This window comes from Microcoleus sp. SVA1B4 (assembly GCF_036700545.1).
Lineage (GTDB): Bacteria > Cyanobacteriota > Cyanobacteriia > Cyanobacteriales > Microcoleaceae > Microcoleus.
The window spans coordinates 19,141-43,958 of sequence record NZ_JAUBPB010000010.1 but is presented as its reverse complement, the minus strand read 5'-3'; the positions used below and the strand labels follow the sequence as shown (position 1 = coordinate 43,958).

Here is a 24,818-nt window from a genome sequence, read left to right as displayed (position 1 = left end):
GTAAACAAAAGGGATTTGTAAAGAAATATAAATTGTTGAGCAAAGTCAACACAGGCTGGCAAGTTGTGATAGCTTTGAGTAAGATCGCGATTTGTGGATGTCCCTTTTTTGGTCATAATCAAAATCCCTCAATTTATATCAGTTAGATACCACAAATGGAAGCATTACTTTTATTCATAGGATTTGGAGGCGGGGCATTAGTCTGCTGGCTAGTTTTGAATAAGCGAAATTCACGCAATTTGGTACGGATGCAGGGTTCGCAGGAGGCGATATCGAATTTGGCTGCTCAGTTGGATGCCCGAACTTCGGAATTGCGGCAAAAGGTGCAGAATGAAAATCAGCTAAATGCTGAATTGTCTCAGTTGCAAAGTCGGTTGGAAACTGTGACTCGCGAGCAAGAAGTGTTAAATAATCAAGTGTCGGAAATGGAAGAATTTTTGGCAGGAATTGCCCAGGATCGATCGCAAATTGATACTCTGATTGCTGATTTGCAGTTTCAGCTAGAAAATGCTCAACAAGCTGAGTCCCAGTTAGCAGAAGTGGCAGAACTTCAAGAGCAGTTAGAAGTTGCGGATCAGGAGCGATCGCAACTTAACGCTCAATTGCTGGAAATGCAAGCAGAGTTAGAGGCGGTTGATGCAGAACGTTCTCAATTTCATGCTCTGCTGTCGGAATTTGAGAGTCAGTTGGAAACGGCTAGCCAAAGCAGATTGCAGGTACAGTACCAGTTGTCGGAAACTCAAATTAAGTTCGATCGCTCGATTCAAGAGCGCGAGCAACTTCAGTCTCAACTATCTGGTTTGCAAGATCAACTGCAATTAGTCGAAGCAGAGCGATCGCAACTGCAATCCCAGTTAGAGACAGCTAACAGAGAGCGATCGTATCTTTACTCTCAACTCTCGGAATTTCAAAGTCAAATCGCTACAGCTAATCAGGCTCAAAATCAACTGCAATCTCAAGTAGGGGCATTAGAAAATCATTTAGAAACCGTCTATCAAGAACGTTTGCAGCTAAATTCGCAGCTATCAGAATTGCAAACCAACTCCCCAGCGGACGAGCCAGAATCTCCAGAACCGGAAGTAGAGCCTACTTGAGTATAAATCAAAGATAGGACAGAAGCCCTCAGCAATCGGACATCATATTTACTCCTAAATTCCTAACAATCGAGCGGGGTTTTCCTTCATCATTAAATTAATTTCAGGCTGAGAAATGCCTTCAGCAATCAATTTTTTCACAAATAACTTGTAGCCTTCAGCAGGTAAAGGATCGGGTTTTCTTCCCAAATCTGTACTCATAACAAAATGCTCGGCTCCGATTAGTTTAATCGCTGCTGCCATTTTACTAATAGAAACTTGATGCCAGTTTTTGTGACCCTCATCAGCGGCATTTTCTCCCATCAAATCGTTCACAAATGCGAGTTCTAAGAAAGCTCCGGCTGCGGCGGCTGTTTGCAGATTTTTTAGGGACAAACCGGGTACATCCGCCATTGCGTGGGTAATCAGGATGTTTTTAATATTGAGCAGGTTGGCTTCAGCTACAACTGCCATCACTTCTTCTGAGGAAATATGACCAGTTTCCAATACCAAATTCTCTTTAGCTACAATCTTCAACACCGCTGCTGTTTCCGGTAAAACCTTGCCATTTTCCGCAACTTTAATCCCCATTCCCGGCTTGTGAAAAACCTGCAAGTGATGCTCAGCATCAACCGTTGGCAGCCACACTACTTTACCGTATTTGCCACCGATGCGGTGCATTGCGTCAACAGCGTCGGGATTAATGCCGCCTACCGAATGATTGAGAACAATTCCTCCGAAAACTTGGATTTCTGGTACTATTTTATTAACCAGAACTGCCCGCGCTGCTGTGCTGGCATAATGATTTTTCAATACCACAGCTTTCATCTTCGCCCTAGCAGCTAATTTCGCTACTTCAAAATCATCCAACCTGCGGGGAATCACATCAGGAGAAGAATGAATGTGAAAGTCGATCGCACTTTCGATCGTACTCTGTGGCAAATTGATTATCGGCGGATCTGCGACAGCATAAACTGGCAGACAAAACCAATAGCAAACCATCCAAACAAACGTTAAAAAAACAGCTTGCATTCCTCCCCTCTGCGTTCTCTGCGCCCTCTGCGGTTCATCCCCTCTTAATCCTCTCAAATAAAAGATTTAACCACATTTGCCAAAGCTTCAGCATTCTCTTCGTGCATACCCAAAGAACCGGGAATAACTCGCGATTCAACACCCGGTAATTCCGTTAATGCTTCCATTTCAGCCTTGGATTTGGGCGGCGCATTTTCAGCAATTACAATCATCACCGGCACTGCTAAGTGTTGAAATTTATCTGTAAATTCCGATCGCACTTTAGCCGGATCTAAACCACCAGTCACAAAGGCAGCGGAACCGTATCGAGCACCGGGTTTTTGCGTCACTTGCCATTTGCTTTGGATGAAATCCGGCGTGACTTTAGCTGCATCGGCGTAGACGTGGCGGCGGTACATAAAACTCAGGAATGACGGCGCAGTGTTGAGTTTGTATAGGAATTGTCCCAGTAAGGGCGATCGTACTAATTCTCTCACGATTCCATGCCACCCGCTTTGCTGTTTGCTCATCGTCGGCAAAGGCCCGCGCCAAGTCGGCGCTGCTAAGACAATCTTTGACCAAACATTGGGCTGTGATTGCGCTAATTGCATCACATAACCCGCAGCGTGACCTGCCGCAACTACAGCCACAGGACTATTAAAAATTGACTCAACAAAATCCTTGAGAAATTGATGATATAATTGCGGTTGATAGTCGGTTCGCGGGCGATCAGATTCGCCAAAGCCCGGCCAATCTAAACTCATAACTTGAAAGTTAGAAGCTAACAATTCTGCTAAAGGACGCATTTCTTCTCGCGTCGAAACCGTACTGAAAGCCGGCAGCAACAATACAGGATTTCCCTGCCCTCTGGTTTCGTAAATAACTTTGATTTGCGTTTCTTTCCAATTCCAGAGATATTCTTGAACTGCGGCGGAATAGTTGCCAGAATTTGATTTTGTTAAATTTGTAGTTTGAGTCATGGCTGTTTATTCTTTTAATTTGCTTCGGCTTGCTTGCTTAATTCACAAGCAAGTGCCTTATTTTTCATCATTTGAAAAATGTTGTAAAATCCGTTAGCGCGGGAAGGTGTCAGACTCACATTCAATCCCGTGTCTTGAATAAAATCTGGGGTAATGGTGACAATTTCAGCAGGCGTTAATCCGCTCAAACCTTCCACCAGCAAGCCAACTAATCCTTTGACTAACTGAGCGTCTGAATCGCCTTGATACAGAACTTTTCCGTCTGCCAAATTTGCGGTAATATAAACTTGCGACACGCAGCCAGAAACTTTGTTTTCCGGCAGTTTATCGCTTTCGGGAAATGCTGGGAGTCGCTTGGCATACCACAGCAGTTGTTCGTAGCGTTGTTTCGGATCGGAATGTCGCTGAAAGCGCTGAACGATTTTAGCTAAAGCAGCAGGTAGCGCGGTGTTTGCAGACATGATTCACTCGTAGCGGTTTACTTCGTTAATATTATACCTTCGATTGTAGCAGGAAGGGCGATCGATTTGAGATTTTAGATTTGAGATTAGGACTTACGCATGAGATAGTAGGGACACGGCAATGCCGTGTCCTCATGGGTTTTTAAGACACGATCTTAAACTAAACAACTGTTCAGGTGTTCTCGAATTTGAGCGATATCTAAGTTGCGGCCGATGACTACGAGTTGATTCTTAGGTGCGGTAAACCATTCCGAAGCATCTAGTTCGTATCTGGGGCCGCTGAGTTGAAATATGTGTCTCATCGGACTGTCGTTAAACCAGAGAATTCCTTTTGCCCGAAATACATCGAAGGGCATTTTTTCCGTGAGAAATTCTTGAAATTTGCGGACATCAAAAGGTCGATCGCTCTCAAATGATAGTGAAATAAATCCGTCGTTATCTAAGTGATGAGATTGATGTCCGTGATGGTGGTGTTCGTGATGGTGTTCGTGATGGTGTTCGTGTTTTTCCTCAATTTCAAGACTGTTGAAAATATCTGCTTGCGTTAAACCCACACCCAAAATTAAGGGTAGAGGAACTTCACCATATCGAGAGTGTAAAATTCTCGCTCCTTCCTTAACTGTGCGAATGTAAGATTCTAACTCTTCTACTTTTTCTGGAGGAGCGAGATCGGTTTTGTTTAGCAGCACAATATCTGCAAATGCCACTTGTTTAAAAGCTGCTTCGCTGTCAAAATGATCGGGAGTGAAGGTTTCGCTATCGACTACGGTAAGTACAGAATCTAGATTAGTTAAATCCCGCAATTCGGTGCCGACAAATGTCAGGATAATCGGCAGCGGGTCGGCCACTCCGGTGGTTTCAATCACCATGCAGTCGATGCGTTCTTCTCTTTCTAAAACTCGGTAAACTGCATCGACTAAGCCTTCGTTAATAGTGCAACATATGCAACCGTTGCTAAGTTCTACCATGTCATCGTCTGTAGAAAGTAGAAGCTGCGAATCGATGTTTATATCGCCAAATTCGTTAACTAAAACCGCAACTTTTAAGTCTTGGCGATTTTTGAGTATTTGATTGAGCAAAGTGGTTTTTCCACTGCCGAGAAATCCGGTAATTATAGTTACTGGCATCCCTCTTTTGGGAAGATCGGCAATTAAATCTGGGGTTTGTACGGTGAGATTAGTCATTGTTATTCGTTGGTTAATTGTAGAGACCTTGCTGTTAATTTGCAAAGCCGATCGCACCTCATCGCTGACAGCCCGGTGCGATCGCCTCTGCTAAGATACGGGCGATCGAGCCGATCGCGCGCATTTTATTTGATAATCATTCTCATTATACGTGAAAATGCGGTTGGCGCGCAAGCTCTACAATTACAGATCGGTGCAATATCTCCGATCGAGCGTTAATCTGAAGAGGTTACTGTAGTTAACGAGCGCGATCTATCCACAAACAGGAGAATAGATGGTATTTAGTAACTAGCCGGATTGTTTCTTAGGAGTTTGGGCGATCGCGCAGAAATAACTATGTAAAAATGTTATTTATCTAAAAGCAAAGCGGTATAATATATTGTGAAAAAAATCTGGCTAAAATATCGAGTTTTTAGGCAGTTGTATTCTTAGGATTGGGTTTGCTATTAACCCTCGCCCTTTCGCTTTCTTTTGGTGCGGTACCCATGAGTGCCGATCAATTGTGGCAAGCATTTCTGCACCGAGGTGATGCTGTCCATCAAACTATTTTATGGGAATTGCGTTTGCCCAGAGTTGCGGCAGCGCTGACGGTTGGTGCGGCTTTAGGAATGTCGGGGGCTTTGCTGCAAGGGTTACTCCGCAACGGTTTAGCAGATCCTTTTGTATTAGGAATTTCGGCGGGTGCAGGGTTGGTTGCGATTACCATGCTGACTTTGGGAATATTTCAAAGTTGGGTGCCTTTGGCGGCTTGGATAGGTGCTATTTTAACTTCGATGCTGGTATACTTTTTAGGAAAAACTAAAACGGGAATTTCTGTGGAACGTTTGGTTTTAGCTGGTGTGGCTGTGAGTTCTCTTTTTGGGGCAATACAAACTACACTGTTGCTGTTAGCTGAAGACAGCCGCTTGCAAGCTGCTTTGAATTGGTTAATCGGTAGTTTGAACGGTCGCGGTTGGTCGGATTTGCAGGTTGCTGCACCTTATATTTTGGCTGCTTTGCTGTTAGGATGTTTTTTGGGGCGATCGATAAATTTGCTGGCTTTGGTTTCTCTAAAAGTGAGAAAGCTAAAGGCATTCCAAAGCCCGCAGCGATCGGAAACCTGGTTTTTGAGCCTGACTCCCAATGCTGTCGGATCGCCATCAAGAAGCTAGATCCAGAGGTGGCAAACCGCGCAACTGTCGCAGCGAGTTGATACACATCTGACAGTCGCAGCCAAACAGCGCCACCGCCTCATCGCTTTCTGCTTCCGAAAAATCCAGCATCGCCACCCGTTCTTCACCCGGGCGCTGCCAACTGATTCTTACTTTAGAATTAGCAGCAGCAGACTTGCCAGAAAGCCGCACGCAACTCAGGCGCTGAGTGTGGGGCGATCGCACGCATTGAGGCGAATCAGCCGATTGGGCTGGTATTTCGCCAATTAGAGCGGGATTGGCGATCGCGCTCAAAGACATCACAGATCCAAACAGCGTCGGACTTACAAGTAAAGTGAGGAGCAATCGATTCATTTGTCGTCCTTAAGAACTTTAACGTATACAATAGCCGATTATCTGTTGCAATTCAACAAGGTTTTCGTCCGACATCAGTACGATTTGCCGTTATTAAGGCTTAAAAGCCGAATATTTGCCGCCCAAACTTTCAACAATTATCCGCGTATTAGCAACTAGCATTTTCTGATAAGTATCACCTTGGCTCCCGATTTTAAGATTTGTTGCAATTTGAGTAAATTTAGATAGCCAGTGATAGCAAATTCATCCAATGCGGGTAAACTGATTTCAGCAAGGACAACTCGAAGCAGCGAACAAGTTTACCTCAAAAACCAAGTGGGGAGTGATGAGTACAGTTTTAGTGGTGGAAGATTCCCGCAGCCAGCGCGAGTGCATTTCACATCAGTTGAGATGCAGCGGATTGAATGTAATTCAGGCATCTGACGGTGTGGAAGCGCTGGATAAAATTGAGAAAAATTGCCCCGATTTAGTATTATTAGATGTCATAATGCCCCGTCTGGACGGCTACGGGGTTTGTCGTTTAATTAAAGCTAATCCCGAAACGAGGAACATACCGGTGGTATTTTTAACAGGGAAGGGACAGCAGTTAGCTTTATTTGCGAGGTTCCAGGGCGATCGCGCCGAGGCTTATGTTAGCAAACCTTGGCAGCCTAGGGAACTTTTGGCAACGATCAAAAAAGTTTTGCTCAATGCCAATATTAAGTTCGATCGAGCTTCAGCCGACGCTTGGACAGAATACGGAATTTTAAACTTAAGTACAGTCGAACTCTATCAAAGCCATGCCGATGCTTGGACAAAATACAGTTCCCAAATTATTAAATTGTACGATTCCAGCTTAGCAGCTTTCGAGCAAGCTTTGGCAATTGAACCGAGTCACTCGAATGCAAACAAGTATCGCAACCGAGTCCAGACAATCCGGGCAACTTTGATGAAAAAATTAGAGCAAACTAAACCTTGCAAAGTCTGCGATTATTATTACGGTAAGGATGGCATCAATTGTGCGATTCATCCTGCTGGTCGCCCTCCAGAACAGTGTCGCGATTGGGAATTTAATTAAACAAAAATGAAAACAAATAACCGCGCTAACTTAGAAAAGCTGCTGCAAGAAAGAAACGAACATCCCGAAAGAATGACGGAAATTGATGAAAAAATAAATTCAACTTTCCGCAAAAATTACGCAATTTTAGTAATGGATATGTCGGGATTTTCGCGCACGACAGTCCGCTACGGAATCATTCATTTTTTGGCAATGATTCACCGGATGCACGGAATTGTCAAACCGATAATTTCCGAATACGGTGGCACTGTAGTTAAGGAGGAAGCAGACAATATTTTTGCAGTTTTTTCCGATGTCAAATCAGCGGTGGAAGCTGCGATCGACTCTTTGAAACAAACGGCGGCTGTCAACACGACACTGCCGCCGGAGATGGACATTTACCTCTGCATTGGTATTGGCTGTGGGGATGTTTTGATGCTGGAAGGAGAGGATATGTACGGATCGGAATTTAATCTGGCATCCAAGCTGGGAGAGGATTTGGCGGAACGCGGAGAGATTTTGCTTACCTCAGCAGCCTTTGAAAAGTTGGAAGGTGACAAGCAAGATTGGGAAAAAATGGAACTTTCGATTTCAGGTTTGGAATTGGTGGCGTACAAGCGGCTTGAATAAACTTAATTTCTATTGTTATATCTTGGAAGACTCGGCGATTTAAATCGCGTCTACACCAAGTTTCGTCCGCCTGCGCGAAATTAAAAAATACAGCGTATTCCAGGTTTATGAAGTAAGGAGATAGCAAGAAGCGGCTGTAATTCATAAACGTGGAATGTGCTGTAAGACTTGTAGGGTGCGTCAGACTTGCGTTATCAAGTGATAATTGAGAGTTTTGAACTGACGCACCTTACTAATTTTGACAAGCTTACCTTAGTCCTAATAAAATTTAAAATCAGATGATGGATCGCCCCCAAAATTGGCAACCTATGAATTTAGCCGCCATTCAGCAGCGGCTTACTTGGCTGCAACAACAGCCGGATGGAATCATTTTTTGCAAAGAGTCGGGTGTTCACTATGTTGCAGTCACAAAAGATCGATCGCACATTAAGCTATCTTTAGTAGAAAAAGTAAATCGGCAAACAGATTTACTGCAATCTATTTTCGATTTCAACAATCCTTTACATCTAGTGTCTGAATATACTCAGGCGATGATGTTGGGTTTAGTGTGGCAAAGCCAACCTCAAAGAATCTATATGGCTGGATTTGGCGGCGGCAGAATTCCCTTAGTTTTGCACCACTATTTGCCGGAAACTATTATAGAATGTGCGGATGTAGACCCGATCGCGATCGAAGCAGCTACAAAGTGCTTTGGGGTAAAATTGGACGATCGGCTAACTGTAACAATTCAAGACGGCAGAGAGTATTTAGAGCAGCAAAAATCCGATACTCAATACGATATCATCATGATAGACGTAGCTTTTGGCAACGGCTACTTTCCCCACCGCCTATCCACCAAAGAATTTTATCAAATCTGCGAAAAACACTTGTCAAGCGAGGGAGTTGTGGTAGCAAATATGCTGCAAAGAGATCAGTTTTATGCGGAAAAAATCAAGACTTTTCAAAGTGTGTTTTCTCAGGTGTGCGTGTGTGTTTGCCAGGAAAGTAATAGCATTTTGATTGGTAGCAACAGCCAGATTTTGGAGAAAGATGAGATTGTTGCTAAGGCAAAATATTTGCAAGATAGCCATCAATTTTCCTTTCCATTAACAGACAGGGCGCTTGAGGTAAAAGTAGGTAGAGAATTGGCGGAGGCTGTACCTACTTTAGACAAAGCTCAAATTTTGCATGACGATTCGCCGCCCGCTGGTTATTTTGATTGCTGGTTATTCTGATATTTATAGTAAGTCCGGGTTTACTCTTTGTGGAACAGGCCGGAAAGCCTGTTGCTGATACAATGTTGAGATCACCCAGGGATTGAAACAGACTGGGGGATAAAATTGCCCTCTAAGGAGCGCGAATTAAATAACTTACAATTTTAATTGTTATTGTGGAAGTTATTTAATTCTCATTCCTAAGTGCGATCGAATATAACCATCGACAATAGGGCAACTGACGACACAACATTGCCGTTTCCCTACGCCAACATAATCAATCTTCCTCGATAAGAGATATAACCATCGCCCGATTTATTTTCGGGAAACCGCACAGCGTCGTCTCCTGACTGTAGGTAATATCAATTCTCATGCCACCGGATTTGATATAACTGCTATTTCATACATTCAACCATCTGCTGTTCCAGCTTAGCCAACAATGTATCAACATCTGTTGCGGCTTCCTCAAAACAAACAGGAGGTTCAGGCTTAGGTTCAAAAAGAATTAACTTGATTTGACCTTCGCCGATCGCCAAAATCGCCACTTCCTTCTCAGGCTTGTGAGCGTTCAACACACCTACAACTTCCTGAATATGACTTCTCACTTGACGGTTCAACTCCTCAACCGCCTCTTTCTTACAATACACAAAACGCGCAGTTTCTGCAATATCAATTGCCAAAATCTCCTCGCTTTCCTCTCCCCTTTCCAGAAATAGCCCCCAAGCCAAAGCAGCCAATTCATTTTGATTAGCTTTCACAAATTTATCTAACTTGCGGCTCCAGCTATTTTCGTTGGGTTTGGACTGAGGGCTATCAAATAGAAACATTTTCTCTTCTTGTTTGTATAAACTAATATTTTACAGTCAGCAGTCAGCAGTCAGTTGGCAGTTGTCATTAGTTAGCATTCAAATTACTAACTATATCATGCCTGGTTGATTCGCGATCGGATAATTTTCGATCCCGTAGGGGCGGGTTTTACCAACAATCTACCCGTCAAACTAATTATCTCATAAACCCGCCCCGCCCATATACTTATGATGCTACCAGACATGATATTACCAATTCCCAATTACCAATTCCCAATTACCCAAAACCGCTGCGTTTCTATCTTATAGCTGGTAAAAGTATAGTCATTTATTGCATGACATGGGAGGCGCTAAGCCCCTCCCCTTTCACTTTTACTTTGAGCGGATCGACCCGCCTCGGCTGAACTACGCAGATCCCTATCCCATTGCTAAACGCATTTGGGATTGCTTTTCTGAGAATGTTGTACGAAGCATTCACATCGGAATTAATTAACTGACCCGTCGATGTTTTGTACAAACCTCGCTTGATCCGTTTACCAGTGAACACAGGCTCTTTTTCGGTTTTTCCATAAACAGGAATTGGGTCTAAACCTAAAAAACTGGATCGGGATGTGTAGGATTCTTCCTGTACAATTACTGTGATTCCTACCAGCCGAGCTTTGTATTCTAACATCTCAATTAATCGAGAGTGAGGAATACTGACAAAATTTTGGTTGGTTTGTTTACCTAGATTGATATCGGTTTTCCACTGTGCATTTTTGCCGATTACCAGCGTTCCCATTTGGTTCACTACCAAATGGTCAACAATCACACGACTAGCATGATGCAAGTAATTATCAACTTTCTGATTACGACAGCGAGTTAATCGCTGAATCCGGGGTGAAGTTTTGCGATTCCCTTTCAATTGGGATTGTAATCGGGATTTGCGTTTGTTGTAGAACTGGTTAATCGATTTTAATGGTCGCCCGTTAATCAACAAAGGGATAAATCCCGGCTGATTTGAAGTTAACGCTACTAAATTGTCCAGTCCTAAATCAATACTAGCTATAGAATTAGCGTTGTTGACGGTGGGCTCCGGCTCATCATAAATCACCTCAATTACATAGGAATCACATTGCGGAACCAGTCTAACTTGACAAATCTGGGTGGGATTGAGTTGGGTTTTAATTGAAAGCTCAGTGCCGGAAAGTTTGATAATTCCTTTCTTTAACTGTTTGCTACTAATTGCTTGAATCGTGTAAACGAGAAGGTTTCGCCCTTTAGTCTTATCTTTGTACTTTGGCAATTTTGGGCGACCCGTGAATCTTGAAGAGTCAGCTTTGTAAGCTTTAACGGCTTCAAAAAACGATTTCCAATTCTTGTCTAGCACCATTAAGATTTGCTGACTTACTTTAGCAGGCAAAGCCTTATATGCTTCGTGAGACTTCATCAATCGGTTCATTTCGTTGTAATTGACATAGCCCCACCCATAAATAAAACTCTGACGAATGACGTAATTGGTGGCATTGTAGAGGTTTTTGGACTTGAAAGCTAATTCGTCAATCTGGACGAAACGATGTTCCGTTGATTTAATGATGTGCCTCTCTGTTAGCTGCATTTGAGACTTCCGTTCTTTGGGCTGTGCGTATTTCTTGTTCAACACTCATAGCGATATGATACCATTATTGTTTATAATTGCTTATAAACTCAACGAAGTTTTACAATACCAGATTGCACGCGCCAGAGCGACGCATAAACTCCGTCCTGTTCGACAAGTTGTTCGTGCTGCCCCGATTCTATCACTATCCCCTCATCCATCACAAAAATGCAATCGGCATTGCGGACAGTAGAAAGACGGTGGGCGATCGCAATTGTAGTGCGATTCTTGGTAATTCGTTCGAGCGATCGCTGAATTGCCGCCTCAGTCTCGTTATCCACCGCTGAAGTAGCTTCGTCAAGGATCAAAATCGGCGGATTCTTCAAAACAGCCCTCGCAATTGCAATTCGCTGCCGTTGCCCCCCCGACAATTTTTGACCGCGTTCCCCTACAATAGTGTTGTAACCGTCCGGCAATTGCGCGATAAACTCGTGCGCTTCGGCAATTTTAGCAGCATTTACTATCTCTCGATTGGTTGCCTCAAAACTGCCGTAAGCAATATTTTCTGCCACCGTACCGTGAAACAAAAACACATCTTGACTCACCAATCCGATCGCTCTCCGCAAATCTTTTAAATTCAGGCTATTTAATTCTATACCGTCGAGATAAATATTACCATGCTGTACCTCGTACAGCCTCAATATGAGTTTCACCAGCGTACTTTTGCCGGAACCAGTAGCCCCAACAATCGCAGTAGTTTTCCCCGCCGGCAGATTCAAAGAAAAATACTGCAAAATCGGTTTTCTTTGATTATAAGAAAACGTAACATTTTTAAATTCCAACTCACCCTTAATCGAACTAACCGGTCGCCGAATATCACCCGTGCGAATTGCGATCGGAGTATCCAACAAATTCATCACCCGATTAGTCGAAGCCATAGCGCGCTGGTATTGATCCAGAGTATTTCCCAGGCGAGTCAGCGGCCACAACAACCGCTGGGTCAAAAATACCAAAACGCTGTAAGCTCCCACAGACAATCTGCCCGCCACCACCTCCAAACCGCCCAAAAATAGTGTTGCAATAAACCCCAAGAAAATCACAACCCGAATCAGCGGAATAAAAGCTGCCGAAAGTACGATCGCCCGTCGGTTGCTTTGGCGGTAAGCTTGGCTTTGTGTTTCGATGCGCTGAATTTCATAATCTTCGGAAGTAAAACTTTTAATAGTCGTAATTCCCATCAAATTATTAGATAGTTGCCCGTTCAGAAAACTCACCTTTTCCCGCACATCAGCATAGAAAGGAGCGAGGCGATTTTGAAAGGCGATCGAACCCCAAATAATAAAAGGTATGGGCAGCATTGACAGCCCAGCAACAGTAGGAGAAGCAGCAAAAAAAGCCGCACCAATCACAACAACCGTTGTAATTACCTGAATTACCTCATTAGCGCCGTCGTCCAAAAAACGTTCGAGTTGATTGATATCATCGTTGAGAATAGAAATCAAACCGCCCGTGCTACGTTCTTCAAAATAAGCTAATTCTAATTCCTGCAAATGGCTGTAAGCTTCCAGACGCAAATCGTGTTCAATATCCTGAGCCAAATTGCGCCACAAATAATCATAGGCATATTCAAAAACAGATTCCAACGTCCAAACAATCAAACTCACAAAAGTAATAATTGCCAGTTGCCAAAAGACATCTTTTATGCCCCACTCAGCGAGGATAGAATCTTGCTGTTTCACCACCACATCAACGGCAATACCGATTAATGCTGGCGGCGCTAAATCAAAGAATTTATTCAGCAGCGAACAGATACTTGCCAGCCAAGCTTTTAGGCGGTAGCGACGCCCGTACTTCAGCAGCCGCTTGAGGGGATGCACAGGTTTTGATGGATTTGGTGATGCTTGAGAATCATTCATAAGACATGGGGCATGGAAAATAGGGCTGAGAATTAGAAATTAGTAGGGAGTTCGGCGCGCACCTTACCTGTGTTTAATTGTTAATTCTCAAAAGCCCGGTTCCTAGGCTTTAAACGTTAACACTCGCTTCATTTTAGCGACTACACCAACTATTTGCGCCTCAATCTGAACGTGAATTACTGGTTGAATTGGGTTGTAAATTTTGGATCACAAGTTGTAATTCTGTCTCGCTTGTTGAGTCAGCTTCAGCTTGTGTTCGAGACTTTGCCAATTTTCCGCTTCGATATCGCTGATGAACTCGTCGAGACTGTCGCGGTAAATAGAGAGCGATCGCAATAATTCCTCTCGATTGTACTTTGCCACCATCACTCCCAGTTCGGGATTGCCACCCCCCACCCGGCTCGTATCCCGAAAACCCGAACTCGCCAAATGTTGGGCTAAATTAACAATATCCCGATCGCCCTCTCGATCGCACGCAGCAACCAGCGTCGCGCTCGCCATGAGCGGCAAATGAGAAATCCAAGCCACAGCTCGATCGTGCTCTTCCGGCTCACATCGGTAAACTTTAGCACCCAGCAACCGCGCAATTTCCTCAACCTTATCCACCGCAAACGCCGGCGTTTGGGCAATCGGTGTCACCACATAAGGCCGGCCCACAAACAAATCCGGTATCGCCGCCTCAATTCCGCTTTCAGCAGTCCCCGCCATCGGGTGTCCCCCCACAAAATTCGGCCACAGAGGAGACACAGCCTGCACTATGGGTGTTTTTACGGAACCGACATCCGTTACAATAGTATCAGGGGAAAGATACGGAACTAAGTCTCGGACGATCGGCTCGATCGACCCCAGTGGCGTGCAAATAAAAACCACATCGGCTGCTGCCATCAGAGACAGGTTTATGCTGGCTTCATTGACAACACCGCGAGCTTGCGCCCGATCGCAAGTCTGCTGCCGACTCGAAACCCCCAAAACATTAAACCCGCGCGATCGTAAATCCAGCCCGATCGAGCCACCAATTAAACCCAGTCCGACAATACCGATATTCATAGCAATAAAATGGGGATATTTGATACGGTGCCGCCCCCATGACAGTCGAGGAACTCCTGAAGAAATATGCCGCCGGAGAAAGAAACTTTGCCGGAATCAACCTGACTGAGGCCAACCTCAGCGGCGTCAACTTGAGCGGAGCCAACCTCAAGGGTGCGAATCTGAGTGTAGCAAACCTGAGCGGAGCCAACCTCAGCAAAACCAACCTCACAGGTGCAAAACTCAACATTGCCAGACTCAGTGGCGCCCATCTAGGCGGCGCCGACCTCACCGACGCCGACCTCAACGTCGCTTACCTAGTGCGAGTTGACCTCAAAAAAGCCATACTCATAGGAGCCAAACTGATCAGAGCCGAGCTCATTCGAGCCGAACTCAGCGGCGCAAACCTCAGCGGCGCAAACCTCAGCGGCGCCACCCTCACCGAAGCCACCCTTCGAGGAGCCAACCTCGCTCAAGCCAACCTTCGAGGCGCTCACCTCAGCGGCGCGTGCTTGACAGAAGCCAACCTCGAACAAGCCAACCTGCAAGGAGCCGACCTCAGCCGAGCCGACCTCAGCGGCGCCGACTTGCGAGGCACAGAACTGAGACAAGCCAACCTAACTCAAGCCGTACTCAGCGGCGCCGACCTCAGCGGCGTCAATTTGCGCTGGGCAATACTCAGCGGTTGCAATCTCCGCTGGGCCGACCTCAGCGAAGCCAAATTGAGCGGCGCCGACCTCAGCCGAGCCGACCTCTGCCACGCCAACTTGCTGAATGCCAGCTTAGTGCACGCCGACCTGACAAATGCCTATCTGATCCGCGCCGACTGGATTGGAGCCGACTTAACCGGAGCCACCTTAACCGGAGCCAAACTCCACGCAGTTTCGCGACTGGGCATCAAAACCGAAGGCATGACCTGCAAGTGGGTCGATCTGAGCCCCAACGGCGACCACAGCCAAATTTACTGGTTGAACTCAGGAGGAACCCACGAATTTTTTCACGAAACCTTGCCCACAGTTCGGATTGTAATTGACTCGCCCTTAGACCAAGGCGCTCATTTTGCACTAGCTGCAACTTATTACCAAATTGCCCAACAATACCCGAGTTTAAGTCAGCCTCCCACGATCGAAGTCAGCTCCAGACGCACCGTACTCGCCTTTAAAATGGACAGCGACGATAAATTATTTGCCACCGCTTACGTTGCCATCATTCCTTTTAACGACGCTGCCATAACTCAAAAAAACCTAATAGCTTTGATGAAAATGATTCAATCCCACGATGCAGGCAAACTTAACGTCAAAGAATCTAAACACGTTCAGTTATGTAGCAAAGCTCTCAACCAAGCTATCAGCAAAGTAGACCAAATAAAAATTTCCAGTTCTTTTCCAAAAATCGGCGAAAGCATCAATTTCTTTCAAATTCCCACACAAATGATCTTAATTAATTCCCGCGACCAAAGACTCAGCGTATATCACCACCCAGCCTTCGGCAAGCGCCTGATTAAAAAATACGACCCAAGTAACTCAACCTCTGGCAAGTTAGCCGAGATCGCAAAATTGGCTCAAACTAATATCAGTAGCATTTTGGATTTTATAAAAGGCTTCCACAATATAGATGTTTAAGCATATTGCATCAAGTTACAGAAAATGCTTATTCTAGTTTAAAGGTTGGCACAACAAAGCTTTGTTCTAGCTAACACATCAGGGAAATTCAAAAGCATGGATGCCGAAGAACTCATCACAAAATATGCAGCAGGAGAAAGAGACTTTACTGCCATCCTCCTTTGCGAGGCAAATCTCAGCAGGATCGATCTCAGCGGGGCTAATTTCAGTGAGGCAATCTTAAGCCTCACCAACATGAGTGGCACCAATTTGTCAAACGCCAACATGAGAAAAGCCAAACTCAATGTTGCCAGACTCAGCGGTGCCAATCTCCACAAAGCCAACCTCAGCGGCGCTATCCTCAACGTGGCAAACTTGATTCGAGCCGACCTCAGCGAAGCCCAACTCGTCGAAGCTACACTGATCAGATCCGAACTGATTCGAGCCAACCTCAGCAGTGCAAACTTGAGCGGCGCAAATCTCAGCGAAGCAGATTTGAGAGAAGCAACCCTCAGAGAAGCCAATCTAGAGCAAGCCGACCTCAGCGGGGCTCACCTTAGAGGCGCTTTTCTAACAGCGGCCAACTTGGAACGGGCCAACTTGCACAGAGCCGACCTCAGCAGGGCAGACTTGCGAGGAGTCAACCTCTGCAATGCCGAACTCAGACAAGCTAATCTGTCTCAGGCCAACCTCAGCGGCGCTGACTTGCGAGGCGCTAATCTCCGGTGGGCTGACCTCAGCGGGGCGAACCTGACCGGTGCTGACCTCGATGAAGCGAGATTGAGCGGGGCCAACTTGTACGGGGCAAATTTGAGCAATGTCAATCTCTTGAACGCTACTCTGGTACACGCGGATTTGACTCAAGCGAATTTGATTCACGCTGATTGGGTGGGCGCCGATTTGACGGGGGCGGCCCTGACGGGGGCAAAAATTTACGCGGTGTCGAGGTTTGATGTGAAAGCAGATGACATTACCTGCGATTGGGTTGACCTCAGTCCTAACGGCGATCGCAGCCACATTCAGCGCTTTACCCCAGAAGAATCTCAAAGGTTTTTCAATGCTACACCGCCGACAGTTCAAATTATTGTCGATCGACCCCTCGACCCGGATGCTAACTTTGTCCTTGCAGCTACCTACCGCCAAATTGCCCGTCAATACCCTGCTTTGAACCATCCTCCCAGTATCGAAGTTAATTCTCGACGCACAATCATATCATTTAGAATAGAACAGGACGAGCAACTATTTCCCACAGCTTTCGTGGCGATTACTCCCTTTAGTGATGCAGCATTTACTCAGAAAAATTTGATGACTCTGATCAAGATGATTCAACCCCAAAGTGGTAATAACTTGGGTGTCAGAGTCTCAAATATGGTAGTGCAATTAAACGTTGCCCTGACCCAAACAATGAGAAAAATAGGGGAAATGAAAATTCAGCCGATTCGCCTCGATCGCGAACCGATGTCAAGTTTTTTCCAATCGCCTACCCAAACTGTACTGGCTAACTCCAGCGCCGAAAGTTTGATGATTCACTATCACCCAGACTTTGGCAGAAACTTGACCAATTTGCCTGGAGTCAACAAAACCTCTATCAGTCCTGCAATTAAAGCCCAAAGATTTACCACCCCGCCGCTAAATACTGTCATTGAGTTTGTCAAAAGCTTTTATCAGCTCGGTGAGTAAATACTATAAATGAATTTGATATTATTTCTATTTATGCTGTTCGGCATTTAAAGGACTTGCGTAAGGTGCGTCAGCATCTAAGGTTTTCCGTTTCAGCGTAAGGGTTCTAGCTGACGCACCCTACTAGCCTCGTTACTGGTTTAAATGCTCCACAGCTTATGCCATAAAAAAGTGAGCCGATTGCCATTTCATTCAGGTAAAAAAAATGGAAGCTGAAGAACTGCTCAAACGATTTGCAATCGTCAAAAGATACACAGAAGGTGACAGAGATTTCACAGGAATGAACCTGAATGAAGCTAATCTCAGCCGCATCAACCTCAGCCAATCAATTTTAAGGCGGGCTAGCTTATTTGTCACCAACCTCAGCGGCGCTAATTTGAGCGACGCTAACTTGAGCGAAGCTAACCTGAATGTGGCTAGACTCAGCAGTACCAACCTGTCGCGGGCAATCTTAAACGGGGCGACTCTCAACGTAGCAAACTTAGTCAGAGCCGATTTAAGTGCAGCTCAATTAATCCGAGCATCCCTGATTAGAAGCGAATTAGTCCGCTGCGAACTCAGCAAAACTAACTTCAGCGGTGCTAACATGACTGAAGCAGATTTAAGAGAGGTAAAACTGACGGAAGCTAACCTGTGCGGTGCTAATCTTTCCGGTGCAAATCTCAGAGGTGCTTCGGCTGCTTCAGCTAACTTTCAAGAAGCTAACTTGCATGGCGCAGATTTGACGAAAGCAGAACTTAGCGGCGTCAATTTGAGCAATGCCGATATGAGACAAGCTTCTTTGCAACAGGTGAATCTCAGCAGTGCCAATTTGAGCGGAGCTAACCTTAAATGGGCTGATTTGACGGGAGCTAACCTCAGCGGCGCCGATCTGAGCTTTGCTAAATTGAGCGGAGCTAACCTTAACGGAGCAGATTTAAGAAATACTAATTTAGGAAGTGCTAGTTTCGTTCACGCTGATTTGACAGAAACAAATTTGATTAATGCAGATTGGGTGGGCGCTGATTTGAGGGGAGCAACTTTAACAGGAGCAAAACTGTATTTGGTTCCTCGGTGTGGCATCATCGTAGATGATATTACTTGCCAGTGGGTTGACCTCAGCCCCGCAGGCGATCGCACTCTGATTCAACAATTTAATTCGCCGTCAGAATCGATAAAATTTTTAAATCACACGCCTGGGTTAGTGCAAATTGTGGTTGACGCACTTTTAGACTACTCAGCAAACAGCACTTTAGCAACAGCTTACAGCGAAATAGCTCGGCATTACCGGGCAATGATTTTTCCTCCTAATATTGAAGTCGGCTACCGTCGCACAACTCTAACTTTTAGATTTGAGAGCGATGAGCATTTATTGCCAGCAGCTTTTTTAGCGATTCTTCCTTTTAAGGATGCTCTACAAACTCAGAGAAATATTATGGTTATCGGCAAAAACATTGAAAGTCAAAATTTGGATGAGAAACGAATATTGCAGTTGCGTAAAGCATTGAGTACAGCTACAAATAAATTAAATGAGTTGATGAATTTGGTCTCTAATATATCACAGGTGAGTCAGCCAACAAAGTTTTTTGAGTCACCTACCCAAACTATTTTAATTAGTTCGGGACAGGAGAGTTTGATGGTGAATTCTCACGGGAATTTTGGGAAGGGAGGTGCAAGTCATCAGCCGAGTAAATTCTGTTTGCCTCTCGGTCAAAAAGTAGTTGATTTTCTGGCCAGTTTTGATTATGTTGAGTGAGGAATGTTAACAGTACAATCGATTGATTGAGGTAGAAGTCCACAATTCGCTACTCCGCTTCCTGCGATCGAACTCCGAGCCGCACTGGCCCCACCATTTAACAATGGCGCGGCTCGTGGCGCGGGCTTTGCGCTTGGGGCGCAGCGCTCTGATCCAAACAGGGCTTCCCGCTGGAGCTTACCGACAGCGGTATCGAGTCAGCTATTTGATGCCGATTTTGATGTGGCCAGAGCCTGTGATATTAGTCGCGCCTACACGGGTGATCGAGCATTTGAGAGCAGTGGAAATTCCGCGTTTGCAAGAGTGGCTGCAAACTGATAAGTCGATCGACACTTATTCGGATCATGCCACTGGACGAGGATTGATGCTAGCAGATCCGCAGTCTTGGCTGGCGGCTCGCTTGGCGGCAAATTCGGAACTTCACAGGAATATTCCGACAATTATCGACGGTGTGGATGACTTGGAAGTTTGGACGCGCCAGCAATTGACGGCGTGTTTGCAACCTGCTGACTGGAATGATTTAATGCAATCTCAGCCTTTGGAAGCCGATGCAATCCTCCAAGGGCGGGTACTGCTAACGCGGGCTTTCTTTCAGCATCCGGCGAAACCAGAGGAATGCTATTTGCTGGAAACCGCAGAGCAAAATATTTTGCAGGGGCTGTTTGAAAAAATCGAGCCAAACTCCCTAATTCCGGCTGCTTGGAGCAATTTTTGGCAGCGGTGGGAAGGAAACGGAACACTGCGGTGGGCGGAAATTAATCGGGAGGCTGGGTCATTTTCTCTGTTCTGCGCGCCGATTCAGGTGGCTGAGGTTTTGAGCAAAATTTGGGATTGTCAGCCTGTGGTGTTGATTGGGGGGGCGGTGGATGTGGAACCGAAGGCTCCGATCTTCCGGCAAATGCTGGGACTGCCAGAATTGACCAGCGTGAAGTTTTCGCCCGATCGACAAAGCGAATTAATTCAACTGTACATTCCCAACTGGCTGCCGCTGCCAAATACGCCGGAATTTCAGGGTGTTTTAATGGAAGAAATTCGGACTTTGCTGTTGATGAGCGCGTCGGTGGCGGGTTTAACTGTGCTGATTGTTGGTGATGTACCGCTGAAGGCTCGGCTGGCGGCAATTTTGGCTTCTGAGTTCGGTTCTAGGGTGCAGGTAGAAAAGACTGATGTGGGCGAGAATGCGATTTTGGTGACAGGGTGGGAGTTTTGGCGGGAACATCAGGGGGAATTGAGCGCGCCTCACTTGCTGGCGATGGCAACTTTGCCGCTACCTTCTTTGGAGAATCCTTTGGTGACGGCGCGTGTGGCTTATTATAAGGAACGGCGCAAGGATTGGTTTCGGTTGTATTTGCTGCCGGCGGCGCTGAATGAGTTGCAACGGGCGATCGCGCCTGTGCGAGAACGTCAAGGGGTTGTGGCGATTTTCGACAGCAGGGTGATTCACCGCAGTTATGGACAGCAGGTTTTAGCGGCTTTGAGTCCTTTTGCGAGGATTGATTATTTGGATACGACTTGGCTGACGCAGGCTTGAGATGACCTGTTGGCGTATAATTTGGTTAGGTATCCAGTTGAAATCTAATTTAGTAGACAAAGATTATGGGTGAAGCTAAGCGTCGCAAAGAGTCGATCGGCGACGAATACGGTAAAGAAGAGCGCATCCTTCCCTGGCTGCCAATCACGAAAACCCAAAGCGAAGATTTTGTGAAGTGGACAAGTCGCGGAAGCTGGATGGGGATTAGTCTTTTGGTTGTTTGGTGGATTGTAGTGCGGTTTGTCGGCCCGTCGGCGGGTTGGTGGCAGGTTAACTGATGCCAGACTCGACAAATGCCTGTATTCTTGGCATTGTGTCGAGTTTAACTCGGAAACCAGCGGCTGAATTTTTAGGAAAAATTTAGTTGCAAATTAGGACTTGGTATGGTATGGTAATTATCTGCGGGCAATTAGCACAGTGGTAGCGCACTTCCTTCACACGGAAGGGGTCACTGGTTCAAATCCAGTATTGCCCATTCAAAATTGATGGGGACTCATTAGAAATCTCCAAAAAATAAAATATCCTGTCGGAGTGCGATCGCGCAATCAAGGTTGGAGGGTGAAGCATTTGGGGATAAAATTACAGGTTTTCAACATAAATTGTCGCCCAAATGCTTGAGCCCTACAGATATCAAACGGCTGGAGATTATTTAGAGAGGTAACTTTATGATCCAAATAATTCTGAACTCAGAACAAGAAAAGTTATTGCAACAACAGTTAGAGACAGGGAAATATACAACCCCCGATCAGGTAATTACTGATGCTTTAAAAGCTTTGTCAGAAAAACAGCATCTTAATCTACCTCGGCAAGTAGTAACGATTCTTTCAGGAAAACCTGCACAAGAGTTACTCGCAGAAAAAATTAAAATGAGCCGGGAACTTAAGAAGAGTTATCAGCCCGATCCGTACAGACAAGCTTTAGCTGAAGATTTTAACAACTTATGTGAAGAAACCCAGGCTTTACACGCCGATCGTCCTTTAACTGATGAAGAAATTGCCGAAGAAATTGCAGCTTATCGGAGTGGAGAATGAGAGTTGTTATAGATACTAATATTTTAGTATCTGCGGCGATCGCTGGAAGAAAACCAGCTTCTGTTATTAGCTGGGTTATCAATCAACCTGATTATGAATGGGTAGTTTCAGAAGAAATTTTAGCAGAGTATCAGGAGGTATTAAGCAGACGAAAACTAAAATTAACAGATGTTCAGAAACAAAGATGGTTGAATTTGATTCAATCCTCAACCAAAATCATTGATGTATCTATAGAAATTGATTTCCCTAGAGATCAAAAAGATGCTAAGTTTATTGCTTGTGCACTCTCTGCTAATGCTGATTTTTTAATTACAGGCGATCGCGATTTTACTGAAGTTCAGAGTTTAGAGAATACGTTAATTATTTCTGTTTCTCTGTTTGCAGAATTGATAATGAATTAGACCATGTTTAACAAAACCAAGACTGCTGACTGAAAATAAAAAGTAATTGGTGTTTAGCTTAAGCTTCAACATATTCGCAAATAGAGACAGGTTCGGGAATGGGAAAAGCATCCTCTTGTAGTCCTTCAATATGAAATGCGATCGCCTCTTTAATTAAATGCCTCACATCTTCTAAACTTTCAGCCACAGCTACACATCCCGGTAAATCGGGAACATACGCACCGTAGCTAGTTTCACCCTTCTCAATTACAACAGCATAACGCATTAATCTTCCTCCTCTTCTAGTTGAGCTTGCCGCCAAACACTTTTAAGCGTACCAATTGGCATATCAACGCCTAAATTACCTGACACCGTGACAGTCCCAGCCTTTTTTGGGTGTTTAAATTGACGATGACTGCCCTTTGTTCTAGCTAAATACCAACCATCATCTTCTAACATTTTAATAACTTCTCTAACTTTCATTTTTCATCTATAAAACTCATCAACTCTCCCACTTCTATCCCCATAATATGCTCTAACTTCACCAACCTCTCCATTGTAAGCGGGGCGACAGATGCAAAACCTCATCCTGCTTTGGGTTTGAGAGTCCCTACGACTACAATTTATCCCAAAGTTGGTCAACCTTCGAGCGTCGTTCGGGGTCAGTGACCATAGATTAGTTTGTCTCTTCCACCTAATATATTCACAAGTAATACCCATCTAAACATAATAATTAATCTCTTGTTGTATGCGTTTCAATACCTTGTCAGCATCAGCTCCACCGCTTTTTTTAGCATTAGCTAACCACTCGCTTACCCTTTCTATATTGCCAAGGAAATATTCTGCTTTAGCAATATAACAACTACTAACTGCTATATCCAGAGCTTCGTTTTCTGGTTCGGTCAAGGGTAAAAGCAATTGTTTTCCTTCGTCATACCTACCTAGTTCTATTAATATAGCACCTCTAGTTCCTTTTAAAGTTTTGGATTGACTTGCTAGTCCTATTGCTTCTTGCGACCATTTATCAGCATCATTTAAATATTTTTTGTATCCGTTCATCGCCACAATACAAGCTAAATGATCTAGAATAAAGGCTTTTTCAGGATTAGATATATTTTTGGAATTTAAAACTTCTAAAAATAATTCTACGGCTTCTTCAAAAGCATGATGAGTGTATAGTTTTGTTTGTGCCTCAATAAATATTTGCAAAGTCCTTACATCATTACCTAAGAATGTTTTAGGTAAAATTTCTTTATCATTTTTATACCTATATAATTGTTTATTATATTCTTCTAAAACATCCTTAAAAATTTTTTGATAATTTGTAAATAATGCTGAAATAATTTGTTTTCCATCATTGTGAATGTTTTTTTGATATATTTTAACTTCACTTGGTATAAGATTAGCAAGCAATAATATGACTTCAATAATAATGAGAATCCCGATTATTAAACCACCTTGAAATTTTAACAAATTAATCAACACTACTAAAAGAATAAAATTGGCAAAAACTCCACCACTTGCAAAAAATATAAATCTTAACTTAATGCGATCGAGAGTTAAGTGATAAGCATGAGTTATTCCGCAATAAGGTAAAATTCTAAACTCAAATATTGCATTAAATAATTGCAATTTTAAAGGTTTGTATCCTATGCCAATTTTCACCAAGTATGGTGACATTCCTGCTAACTTTGCAAAAGTAAAATGCCCCATTTCATGACAACAAATTGAAAAATACGTCCAAGCATAAATAATCAAAATTATCACTATTAAACTTCCCATAAGAAATATTTATAAGTAGGTTACAACATAAAATACTACAGATATAGCGGAGGGTAATAGGCTGTGATTAAGCAGCAAACTGCTCTGTAAACTCAATCAACTCGTCCATCTCATCTTCAGTAAACCACCTTTCCACCGCATCCTCTCCAAACCGATCCAACGGCTCCTCATACAACTCCGCCACTTCCAACCGCCGATTCTTCAAAAACACATTCTGCACCGCCCGTAACAACCGAATCTAATTCGCATTAAACTGGCGCTCTTGCAAAAACTCCTCAAAATTCCGCCTTACCACTTCCTGATAATCCGGCAATGCCTCAATCTCGAACAACTCTCGCAGAAACGATAATAAACTATTCACCTTCAGATTAAACGCCTTGCGAATATTCGACTCCGACAACTGCACGTTCCCCCCACGTAACTCTTGCCTCAGTGTACGCTCTAACGCCACCAGTTGCAAGTCCGTCACCGCTTCCCCATTGCGAATTGCTGTGATCGTCTGGTGAGTCTCCACAATCTCCAACACCTTCGCCTCAACTCGTTGGCGGTATTCCTCCTTGATAATTAATTAGACAATTTTCAACAAGGCCAAAACTGCCGTAGCTTGCGGGCAGGGACGCGATCGCCCAAAACCCCATCCTATACTACACCTATGCTACACTAACATTGTAGCTCGTGCCC

General features: G+C 44.5%; 26 protein-coding genes and 1 tRNA gene. 13 read left to right on the top strand and 14 right to left on the bottom strand.

Annotated elements, in window-relative coordinates; translation table 11 throughout:
• The first annotated feature begins 155 nt into the window (after positions 1 to 155).
• Entirely contained in the window at positions 156 to 1,094 is a 939-nt protein-coding gene (locus QT987_RS07295; RefSeq protein ID WP_333238602.1) for a hypothetical protein, read from the top strand.
• 54 nt (positions 1,095 to 1,148) lie between these two features.
• Here the strand turns inward: QT987_RS07295 and QT987_RS07290 are convergent, their stop codons facing one another.
• The 4 genes from QT987_RS07290 to QT987_RS07275 all read right to left on the bottom strand — a co-directional run bounded on the left by QT987_RS07290 (position 1,149) and on the right by QT987_RS07275 (position 4,709).
• Complete coding sequence (locus tag QT987_RS07290) at positions 1,149 to 2,105, bottom strand: DUF6282 family protein (RefSeq protein WP_333238600.1); 957 nt, start codon at positions 2,103 to 2,105, stop codon at positions 1,149 to 1,151.
• A 53-nt stretch (positions 2,106 to 2,158) separates the two neighbouring features.
• Positions 2,159 to 3,064: an alpha/beta hydrolase gene (locus QT987_RS07285; protein ID WP_333238598.1), complete on the bottom strand. Its 906-nt coding sequence runs from the start codon at positions 3,062 to 3,064 to the stop codon at positions 2,159 to 2,161.
• A 14-nt stretch (positions 3,065 to 3,078) separates the two neighbouring features.
• Positions 3,079 to 3,525 (bottom strand): SufE family protein, encoded by a 447-nt coding sequence (locus QT987_RS07280; RefSeq protein WP_172189131.1) that lies wholly within the window; start codon positions 3,523 to 3,525, stop codon positions 3,079 to 3,081.
• A 155-nt stretch (positions 3,526 to 3,680) separates the two neighbouring features.
• On the bottom strand, positions 3,681 to 4,709 hold the full coding sequence (locus tag QT987_RS07275) for a GTP-binding protein (RefSeq protein ID WP_333238596.1): 1,029 nt from the start codon (positions 4,707 to 4,709) through the stop codon (positions 3,681 to 3,683).
• 485 nt (positions 4,710 to 5,194) lie between these two features.
• On the opposite strand from QT987_RS07275, the gene QT987_RS07270 reads away from it, so the two are divergent.
• Complete coding sequence (locus QT987_RS07270; protein WP_333238594.1) at positions 5,195 to 5,860, top strand: iron ABC transporter permease; 666 nt, start codon at positions 5,195 to 5,197, stop codon at positions 5,858 to 5,860.
• On the opposite strand, the gene QT987_RS07265 is transcribed toward QT987_RS07270, so the two are convergent.
• A complete protein-coding gene (locus QT987_RS07265) occupies positions 5,849 to 6,214 on the bottom strand; it encodes a hypothetical protein (RefSeq protein ID WP_333238592.1) in 366 nt (121 codons plus the stop codon). The two genes, QT987_RS07270 and QT987_RS07265, sit on opposite strands and share 12 nt — an antisense overlap.
• A gap of 325 nt (positions 6,215 to 6,539) precedes the next feature.
• Here QT987_RS07265 and QT987_RS07260 point away from each other — a divergent pair, with 325 nt between their 5' ends.
• The 3 genes from QT987_RS07260 to QT987_RS07250 all read left to right on the top strand — a co-directional run bounded on the left by QT987_RS07260 (position 6,540) and on the right by QT987_RS07250 (position 9,094).
• Positions 6,540 to 7,271, top strand: a complete 732-nt coding sequence (locus QT987_RS07260) for a response regulator (protein WP_333238589.1) — start codon at positions 6,540 to 6,542, stop codon at positions 7,269 to 7,271.
• A gap of 6 nt (positions 7,272 to 7,277) precedes the next feature.
• Positions 7,278 to 7,880: an adenylate/guanylate cyclase domain-containing protein gene (locus QT987_RS07255; RefSeq protein WP_333238587.1), complete on the top strand. Its 603-nt coding sequence runs from the start codon at positions 7,278 to 7,280 to the stop codon at positions 7,878 to 7,880.
• A 308-nt stretch (positions 7,881 to 8,188) separates the two neighbouring features.
• Positions 8,189 to 9,094, top strand: coding sequence for a fused MFS/spermidine synthase (locus QT987_RS07250; RefSeq protein ID WP_333238584.1), 906 nt, complete (start codon positions 8,189 to 8,191; stop codon positions 9,092 to 9,094).
• A gap of 374 nt (positions 9,095 to 9,468) precedes the next feature.
• Here QT987_RS07250 and ccmS read toward each other — a convergent pair whose 3' ends face one another.
• The 4 genes from ccmS to QT987_RS07230 all read right to left on the bottom strand — a co-directional run bounded on the left by ccmS (position 9,469) and on the right by QT987_RS07230 (position 14,418).
• On the bottom strand, positions 9,469 to 9,900 hold the full coding sequence (gene ccmS, locus QT987_RS07245; protein ID WP_333238582.1) for a beta-carboxysome assembly chaperone CcmS: 432 nt from the start codon (positions 9,898 to 9,900) through the stop codon (positions 9,469 to 9,471).
• A 307-nt stretch (positions 9,901 to 10,207) separates the two neighbouring features.
• Entirely contained in the window at positions 10,208 to 11,476 is a 1,269-nt protein-coding gene (locus QT987_RS07240; RefSeq protein WP_333238580.1) for a transposase, read from the bottom strand.
• A gap of 89 nt (positions 11,477 to 11,565) precedes the next feature.
• Positions 11,566 to 13,371, bottom strand: a complete 1,806-nt coding sequence (locus QT987_RS07235) for an ABC transporter ATP-binding protein (RefSeq protein ID WP_333238578.1) — start codon at positions 13,369 to 13,371, stop codon at positions 11,566 to 11,568.
• A gap of 207 nt (positions 13,372 to 13,578) precedes the next feature.
• Positions 13,579 to 14,418 carry a prephenate/arogenate dehydrogenase gene (locus tag QT987_RS07230; RefSeq protein WP_333238576.1) on the bottom strand — a complete coding sequence of 280 codons (840 nt, stop codon included), beginning with the start codon at positions 14,416 to 14,418 and terminating at the stop codon, positions 13,579 to 13,581.
• Between the two features lie 38 nt (positions 14,419 to 14,456).
• Between QT987_RS07230 and QT987_RS07225 the strand changes: the two genes are divergently transcribed.
• The 8 genes from QT987_RS07225 to QT987_RS07190 all read left to right on the top strand — a co-directional run bounded on the left by QT987_RS07225 (position 14,457) and on the right by QT987_RS07190 (position 22,376).
• Positions 14,457 to 16,019, top strand: coding sequence for a pentapeptide repeat-containing protein (locus QT987_RS07225; protein ID WP_333055793.1), 1,563 nt, complete (start codon positions 14,457 to 14,459; stop codon positions 16,017 to 16,019).
• 96 nt (positions 16,020 to 16,115) lie between these two features.
• Positions 16,116 to 17,678, top strand: coding sequence for a pentapeptide repeat-containing protein (locus QT987_RS07220; protein ID WP_333238575.1), 1,563 nt, complete (start codon positions 16,116 to 16,118; stop codon positions 17,676 to 17,678).
• A 205-nt stretch (positions 17,679 to 17,883) separates the two neighbouring features.
• Positions 17,884 to 19,413, top strand: a complete 1,530-nt coding sequence (locus QT987_RS07215) for a pentapeptide repeat-containing protein (RefSeq protein ID WP_333238573.1) — start codon at positions 17,884 to 17,886, stop codon at positions 19,411 to 19,413.
• A 22-nt stretch (positions 19,414 to 19,435) separates the two neighbouring features.
• The gene (locus QT987_RS07210) at positions 19,436 to 20,944 is read left to right on the top strand and encodes a helicase C-terminal domain-containing protein (RefSeq protein ID WP_333238571.1); all 1,509 of its coding nucleotides are present in this window, start codon (positions 19,436 to 19,438) and stop codon (positions 20,942 to 20,944) included.
• Between the two features lie 65 nt (positions 20,945 to 21,009).
• The gene (locus QT987_RS07205; RefSeq protein ID WP_333055789.1) at positions 21,010 to 21,222 is read left to right on the top strand and encodes a DUF2839 domain-containing protein; all 213 of its coding nucleotides are present in this window, start codon (positions 21,010 to 21,012) and stop codon (positions 21,220 to 21,222) included.
• A 125-nt stretch (positions 21,223 to 21,347) separates the two neighbouring features.
• Positions 21,348 to 21,419: transfer RNA gene (locus QT987_RS07200), tRNA-Val, on the top strand.
• 190 nt (positions 21,420 to 21,609) lie between these two features.
• Positions 21,610 to 21,975 (top strand): hypothetical protein, encoded by a 366-nt coding sequence (locus tag QT987_RS07195; protein ID WP_333238569.1) that lies wholly within the window; start codon positions 21,610 to 21,612, stop codon positions 21,973 to 21,975.
• On the top strand, positions 21,972 to 22,376 hold the full coding sequence (locus tag QT987_RS07190) for a putative toxin-antitoxin system toxin component, PIN family (RefSeq protein WP_333238567.1): 405 nt from the start codon (positions 21,972 to 21,974) through the stop codon (positions 22,374 to 22,376). The genes QT987_RS07195 and QT987_RS07190 overlap by 4 nt, the downstream gene beginning before the upstream one ends.
• A 58-nt stretch (positions 22,377 to 22,434) precedes the next feature.
• On the opposite strand, the gene QT987_RS07185 is transcribed toward QT987_RS07190, so the two are convergent.
• The 5 genes from QT987_RS07185 to QT987_RS07165 form a co-directional block, all read right to left on the bottom strand.
• Positions 22,435 to 22,641, bottom strand: coding sequence for a type II toxin-antitoxin system HicB family antitoxin (locus QT987_RS07185; protein WP_333210762.1), 207 nt, complete (start codon positions 22,639 to 22,641; stop codon positions 22,435 to 22,437).
• Positions 22,641 to 22,838, bottom strand: a complete 198-nt coding sequence (locus QT987_RS07180) for a type II toxin-antitoxin system HicA family toxin (RefSeq protein WP_333238565.1) — start codon at positions 22,836 to 22,838, stop codon at positions 22,641 to 22,643. Before QT987_RS07180 ends, QT987_RS07185 begins: the two co-directional genes overlap by 1 nt.
• A 237-nt stretch (positions 22,839 to 23,075) precedes the next feature.
• Entirely contained in the window at positions 23,076 to 24,122 is a 1,047-nt protein-coding gene (locus QT987_RS07175) for a site-2 protease family protein (RefSeq protein ID WP_333238563.1), read from the bottom strand.
• An 82-nt stretch (positions 24,123 to 24,204) separates the two neighbouring features.
• Positions 24,205 to 24,342, bottom strand: coding sequence for a hypothetical protein (locus QT987_RS07170; RefSeq protein WP_333238561.1), 138 nt, complete (start codon positions 24,340 to 24,342; stop codon positions 24,205 to 24,207).
• Positions 24,343 to 24,375: 33 nt separating this feature from the next.
• Positions 24,376 to 24,699, bottom strand: a complete 324-nt coding sequence (locus tag QT987_RS07165) for a type I restriction-modification enzyme R subunit C-terminal domain-containing protein (RefSeq protein ID WP_333238689.1) — start codon at positions 24,697 to 24,699, stop codon at positions 24,376 to 24,378.
• Between the last annotated feature and the right edge of the window lie 119 nt (positions 24,700 to 24,818).